This window comes from Rhodopseudomonas sp., assembly GCF_048594845.1.
Classification (GTDB): Bacteria; Pseudomonadota; Alphaproteobacteria; order Rhizobiales; family Xanthobacteraceae; genus Rhodopseudomonas.
The window spans coordinates 1-5820 of record NZ_JBMDXE010000150.1; the positions used below are offsets into that span (position 1 = coordinate 1).

The following is a 5820-nucleotide window of genomic DNA, read 5'->3' on the forward strand; positions in this document are numbered from 1 at the left end:
CTGGCGGAACAGGCCGTAATCGTAGCGGATGCCATAGCCGAACGCCGGGATGTCGAGCGTCGCCATGCTTTCCATGAAGCAGGCGGCGAGCCGGCCGAGGCCGCCATTGCCGAGCGCGGCGTCGGGCTCGCATTTGCGCAGATCGTTCAGGCCAACGCCGAGATCTCCCAGCGCGGCGGCGAATTGCGCCAGCAGGCCCATATTGTTGAGCGCATCGGTGAACAGCCGGCCGATCAGGAACTCGAGCGACAGATAATACACCCGCTTGCGGCCGGCGTCGTAGCTCTCCTTCTCGGACACCAGCCAGCGGTGGACGATGCGGTCCCGCAGCGCCAGCGCCGAGGCCTTGTACCAGTCGTGCTTGGTCGCCTGGGTCGCTTCCTTGCCGATCGCCAGGGTCAGCTTGGAAAGGATGGCACTCTTGATCTCCGCGAGCGCCAGCTCATCGATCGGCGGCTGCGACGGCTGAAAGTTCTCTGGCGGGGACTGCACGGTCAAGTGACGATCCTACAAAGGTTTTACGGGTTCTGAGCATACAAACATTAGCGCCCGATCGAAACCCGTGACGAGTGCATCGATGTGGCGCGGTGCCTTGGTTTTGTGCAAGGCCTGTGATCGGAGCGTCACTGTTGCGCGCATGAACCAGTTCGACGTCCGATTGCATCCGGAGGATGCCGGAAGCTGGATGGCTGCAAGATGAACGGAAGCGGCGATCGACCTTAGCCGTCAGTGCCAGCTTGGCCGCGCGCCAGCTTCGCCTGCAGCACCGCGTGATGCACAAGCTTGTCAGAACAAATTAAGAACATTTTTGTAAATCATTGAGATATCATTTCGATTCGGTGCGTTCGAGCGCCGATATCTTGGGTCTCTCCAGCTCGTGGGGGCTACATGTCGACGATTGCGTTCGATCAGATGGCGCTGACGCGGATCGCGGACTTCTCGCGCTCGCTGTCGCGGCTGCATCAGCTCGCGCGGCGGCAATGGATCGACGACGACCAGCTCGATCGCGAATTCAACGCCGTGTGCCAGTCGATCTGGGGCTATTCGCCGGACGATCTCTGCGACGAGATGTTCGCGGCCGAGGATCTCGCCTGGCTCGATACGCTGGATGAAAGCAGCGCGCGGATCTTCGCAGCCGAGCACGGCTACGATCTTGTAGACGACAGCGGCATGCTGACCGACTGGTGGGGCTATTGCTGGATGATCCTGGCGGAGAAGCGCGGCCTGCTGACGCCGGAAAACCGCGCCGCCGCCCGCGCCAAGATCGAAGAGGCGTATCTCGCTGCGCCGAATGTGATCGGCGTGATCGTGGCGCGGTGAGGCGAGGTCGCTCCAGCCGGCCAGCGATCCGCTTCAGCTAGTCGAGGCCGGGCGTGGCCGCTGCAGCCCGCCGGCCTGTTGCCGGCTTCGGGGCCGCAGCCGGCTGCAGCGTGTCGCGCAGAGCCGGCGGGGCCTGGTCGGCCAATTGGTCGTTGACCGGGGCGACTTTCATTTCGCCGAGCTTGGCGCGGAGCTGCGCGGTCAGGCCGGGATAGTCGGCCACCGGGGTGAAATCGGGCGCCTGCTCGGCGCCGAGCCGGATGCCGTTATAGGCAGCGAGGCCGGTGGCGGTTGCGACGATGTCGCCGGGGCGCAGCGAGGTGTCCTGCGACAGGTCGATCTGCGCGAGGCCAGCCGGATCGCGCCCATTGCAGGTGCAGTCCGCCTTCAGCGCCTTGCGATAGGCGTAGGCGTTCTCGCTGTCGGCATAGCGCTGGCCGCCGGCGGCGGTCGCGTAGTCGATGTTGCTGCCGTAATAGACCTTGGCGTTGCCGGCCGGGCAGAACATCGTGCACATCTGCGCCGCCGTCATGCCGCCGCGGACCTGCAGGGCGAAATACTTGCCATCGCATGGCCGCACGCAGAACGCCGGCCCGCCCCCGGACGCAACAGGGCGCGACGGCGCCGGCGGCGGGGCCGCCTGCTGATTGAGCCCGAACGGATCGGCGAAGAAATTGGCTTGCGGCGGAGCGCCGCGTTGCTGCGGCCGCTGCGGAGCGCCGCCGCCGAACAGCATTTCGAGAATGTTTTGCGCCGACGCGGGATGCGGATGAAGAGCGGCCGAGCCACCCATCGCGAGCGCGGCGGCGAGCACCATGGGACGTCCACGGCGCAGCATTTCGAAAACCTGACGCAACGCTCACTCCACCCGAGGCGATCGTGCTGCGGCCGAGCCGCGACGCGCTCACTTTAAGTCGGGATGGTAAACGCCGGGTTTCCGCAGGCGCTACGCCTCGTGGGCGGTCAGCCCTTGAGAAATTCGCTGGCCTTGTACAGCGAGCGGAACGGCAGGCCGGCCGCGGCGAAGGCTTCGGCGGCGCCTTCCTCGCGGTCCACCATCGTCAGCACCAGCACGATCTCGGCGCCGGATTCCTTCACTGCCTCGACCGCCTTGATGGCCGAGCCGCCAGTGGTGGTGACGTCCTCGACGATGACGCAGCGCTTGCCGGCCAGGCTCTCGCCCTTGGCCAGCCCTTCGACCGACAGCCGCGCGCCGTGTTCCTTCGGCTTCTTGCGCACGAAGAAAGCCGCGATCGGATGGTTCTTCAGCCAGGACAGCTGCGCGATCGCGCCCGCCAGCGGCACCGCGCCCATCTCCAGCCCACCGACATAGTCGATCTTCTCGTCGCGCAGCGCCTCGTAGGTCAATTCCGCCAGCAGCGCCGCGCCCTCCGGATCGAGCATCGTTGGTTTCAGGTTGAAATAGAAGTCGCTCTTGCGCCCCGACGCCAGCGTGATCTCCCCCCGGCCGAACGAACGGGTACGAATGATGTCGGCAAGGCGGGCGCGGGACGCGGATTTGGACACGGCGGGGCTCTCTGACTTTGGCTTTGCGAAAAACGCCGCAATCTAGACCCGAGGGCGCACGGATGCCAGCGGCAGAGGGGAGGTATCAACGGTCGAAAAGCCGACATCGCCCGCCATGCAGGCCTCTGCGATCCCCCGGCACGGCGCGCTCCCTCTCCCGCTTGCGGGAGTGGGGTGGGGTGAGGGCGCCCCGGGCAGTGAGTCCGCGACACGCGGAGAGGAGGGCCCTCACCCGCCGCGCTTCGCGCGTCGACCTCTCCCGCAGGCGGGAGAGGTTGCTCAGTGCTGGGCGCGATGCCGTACTCGATAGCTCAATGCGCCTCGTCCCAATTATCCGCCGCCCGCGCATCCACTTGCAGCGGCACGTTGAGGATCACCGCCGGGAACGGTGCGTCCTGCATCACGTGCTGGACCACCGGCAGCGTGGCGGCGACTTCGTCTTCCGGCACTTCGAAGATCAGTTCGTCGTGGACCTGCAGCAGCATCTGGGCGCTGAGCTTCTTTTCGGCGAGCGCGTCTTCCATCCGCACCATGGCGCGGCGGATGATGTCGGCGGCGGAGCCTTGCAGCCGCGCGTTGATGGCGGCGCGTTCGTTGAAGGCGCGGATCGACGGGTTCGACGCCTTGATGTCCGGGTAGTGGCATTTGCGGCCGAACAGCGTTTCGACATAGCCGTGCGCACGGCAGAAGTCGCGGGTCTCGTCCATATAGGCGCGGATGCCGGGGAAGCGCTCGAAGTAGCGCTTGATATAGGCGCCGGCTTCTTCGCGGGGAATACTCAGCTGATTGGCGAGGCCGAACGCCGAGATGCCGTAGATGATGCCGAAATTGATCGCCTTGGCGCGGCGGCGGATTTCGGACGGCATGCCCTCGACCGGCACGCCGAACATTTCGGACGCGGTCATCGCGTGAATGTCGATGCCCTCCTGAAACGCTTTCCGAAGCGCCGGCACATCGGCGACTTCGGACAGCAGACGGAGTTCGATCTGCGAGTAGTCCGCCGACACCAGCTTGTGGCCCGGCGTCGCCACGAAGGCGCGGCGGATCTTGCGGCCATCCTCAGTGCGCACCGGAATGTTCTGCAGGTTCGGCTCGTTCGACGACAGCCGGCCAGTCGTCGTCGCGGCGAGCGCATAGGTGGTGTGGACGCGGTGGGTTTGCGGATGCACGTAGGTCGGCAGCGCGTCGGTGTAGGTCGAGCGCAGCTTGCTGACCTGCCGCCACTCCAGAATCTTGCGCGGGACTTCATGGCCCTGCTCGGCGAGTTCGTCGAGCACCTGCGCCGAGGTCGACCACGCGCCGGTCTTGGTCTTGCTGCCGCCCGGCAGGCCCATCTTGCCGAACAGTATGTCGCCGAGCTGCTTCGGGCTGCCGATATTGATGTCCTCGCCCGCCAGCTCGCGGATCTCGGCCTCGATCCGCGCCGCGGTCTGGGCGAAGTCGGACGACAACCGCGCCAACACATTGCGGTCGATCGAGATGCCGCGCCGCTCCATCCGCGCCAACACGCCGACCAGCGGTCGCTCCAGCGTTTCGTACACCGCCGTCATGGAGCCGGCGATCAGCCGCGGCTTCAGCACGCGCGCCAGCCGCAGGGCCACGTCCGCGCGCTCGGCCGCATAGGCCGTGGCGCGGTCGACCGGCACCTGATCGAAGCCGATCTTGTTCTTGCCGGTGCCGGTGAGTTCAGTCAGCGTATGTAGCGTATGGCCGAGATTGCTTTCGCTGAGCGCATCCAGCGCATGGCTGCCGCGGCCGGCGTCGAGCGCGTAGGACATCAGCTGCGGATCGTCCATATTGCGCAGCGTGATGCCATGCTGCGCCAGCAGCACCGCGGCGAATTTGATCGCGAAGCCGACCTTGGCGAATCCGGGGGATTCCAGAACCGGCTTCAGCGCATCGAGCGCGTCGCGCGTACCAAGCTGGTCGGGCACGAGGCCGGCGGCGAACAGCCCATCACCGTCGCCGCTCTGCTTGTGTGCAAGCGGAATGTAGACGGCCTGATTGGGGCCGACCGCGAGGGCGAGACCGGTCAGCTCCGCCTGCATCGGATCGATCGAGGTCGCAGCCGCCTCGAGCGCGACCACTCCGGTGGCGTGGATGCGGGCGATGAAGTTGTGCAGATCGTCGAGCGTTCGCAGCGTCTGATACGCGCTACGATCGACCGGCACCTTGCGCGCGGCTTCGGCCCGCGCCGCCACCAGCGTTTCCGGCGACAACACCACGCCCGGCTTGCCGTCGCGGCCACGGCCCGCGTTTAGCGCGCCACCTTGCGCCGCTTGCGGCGCGCTCCCTCCCCCGCCTGCGGGGGAGGGTTGGGGTGAGGGCTCTTGCCCCCCAAACAAATCGCCGCTCGGGGCAGCACCCGCACTCTTCGCCAGCGGCGGCACCGCCGACGTCAACGCCGTCTCGGCCTCGACATCCGACGGATCGATCTGCGCGTAGTCGGCGACGCGCCGCGTCAGCGTGGTGAATTCCATCGCCTTGAGGAACGCCACGAGCTTGCGCGCGTCGGGCTCGTGCACCGCGAGTTCTTCCAGCGGCACGTCGAGCTTCACCTTGTCGTCGAGCAGCACCAGCTTACGAGAGATCCGCGCCTTCTCGGCATTCTCGATCAGCGCTTCGCGCCGCTTCGGCTGCTTGATCTCGGACGCGCGCGCCAGCAGCGTGTCGAGGTCGCCATATTCGGTGATGAGCTGCGCCGCGGTCTTGATGCCGATGCCCGGCACGCCCGGCACGTTGTCGACGCTGTCGCCGGCCAGCGCCTGGACCTCGACCACCTTCTCGGGCGGCACGCCGAATTTCTCGATCACCTCGGGCACGCCGATGCGGCGGTCCTTCATGGTGTCGTACATCACCACGCAGTCGGTCACGAGCTGCATCAGGTCCTTGTCGGACGACACGATCGTCGCCGTCGCGCCGGCCTCGCACGCCTGGCGGACGTAAGTGGCGATCAGATCGTCGGCCTCGAAG

General features: G+C 66.4%; 5 protein-coding genes. 1 reads left to right on the forward strand and 4 read right to left on the reverse strand.

Going from position 1 to position 5820, the window contains the following annotated elements:
* On the reverse strand, positions 1 to 498 hold a 498-nt coding region (locus tag ACOJTD_RS09315), incomplete at its 3' end, for a glycogen/starch/alpha-glucan phosphorylase (RefSeq protein ID WP_420132639.1).
* 390 nt (positions 499 to 888) lie between these two features.
* Here ACOJTD_RS09315 and ACOJTD_RS09320 point away from each other — a divergent pair.
* Positions 889 to 1320 carry a hypothetical protein gene (locus tag ACOJTD_RS09320; RefSeq protein ID WP_420132640.1) on the forward strand — a complete coding sequence of 144 codons (432 nt, stop codon included), beginning with the start codon at positions 889 to 891 and terminating at the stop codon, positions 1318 to 1320.
* Between the two features lie 37 nt (positions 1321 to 1357).
* Here ACOJTD_RS09320 and ACOJTD_RS09325 read toward each other — a convergent pair whose 3' ends face one another.
* From ACOJTD_RS09325 to polA, 3 genes are all read right to left on the reverse strand, one after another.
* Positions 1358 to 2176: a DUF2865 domain-containing protein gene (locus ACOJTD_RS09325; RefSeq protein WP_420132641.1), complete on the reverse strand. Its 819-nt coding sequence runs from the start codon at positions 2174 to 2176 to the stop codon at positions 1358 to 1360.
* A 107-nt stretch (positions 2177 to 2283) separates the two neighbouring features.
* Positions 2284 to 2847 (reverse strand): orotate phosphoribosyltransferase, encoded by a 564-nt coding sequence (pyrE, locus tag ACOJTD_RS09330; protein WP_420132642.1) that lies wholly within the window; start codon positions 2845 to 2847, stop codon positions 2284 to 2286.
* A 311-nt stretch (positions 2848 to 3158) separates the two neighbouring features.
* Positions 3159 to 5820 (reverse strand): DNA polymerase I (polA, locus tag ACOJTD_RS09335; protein ID WP_420132643.1); only part of this gene is annotated, 2662 nt, incomplete at its 5' end.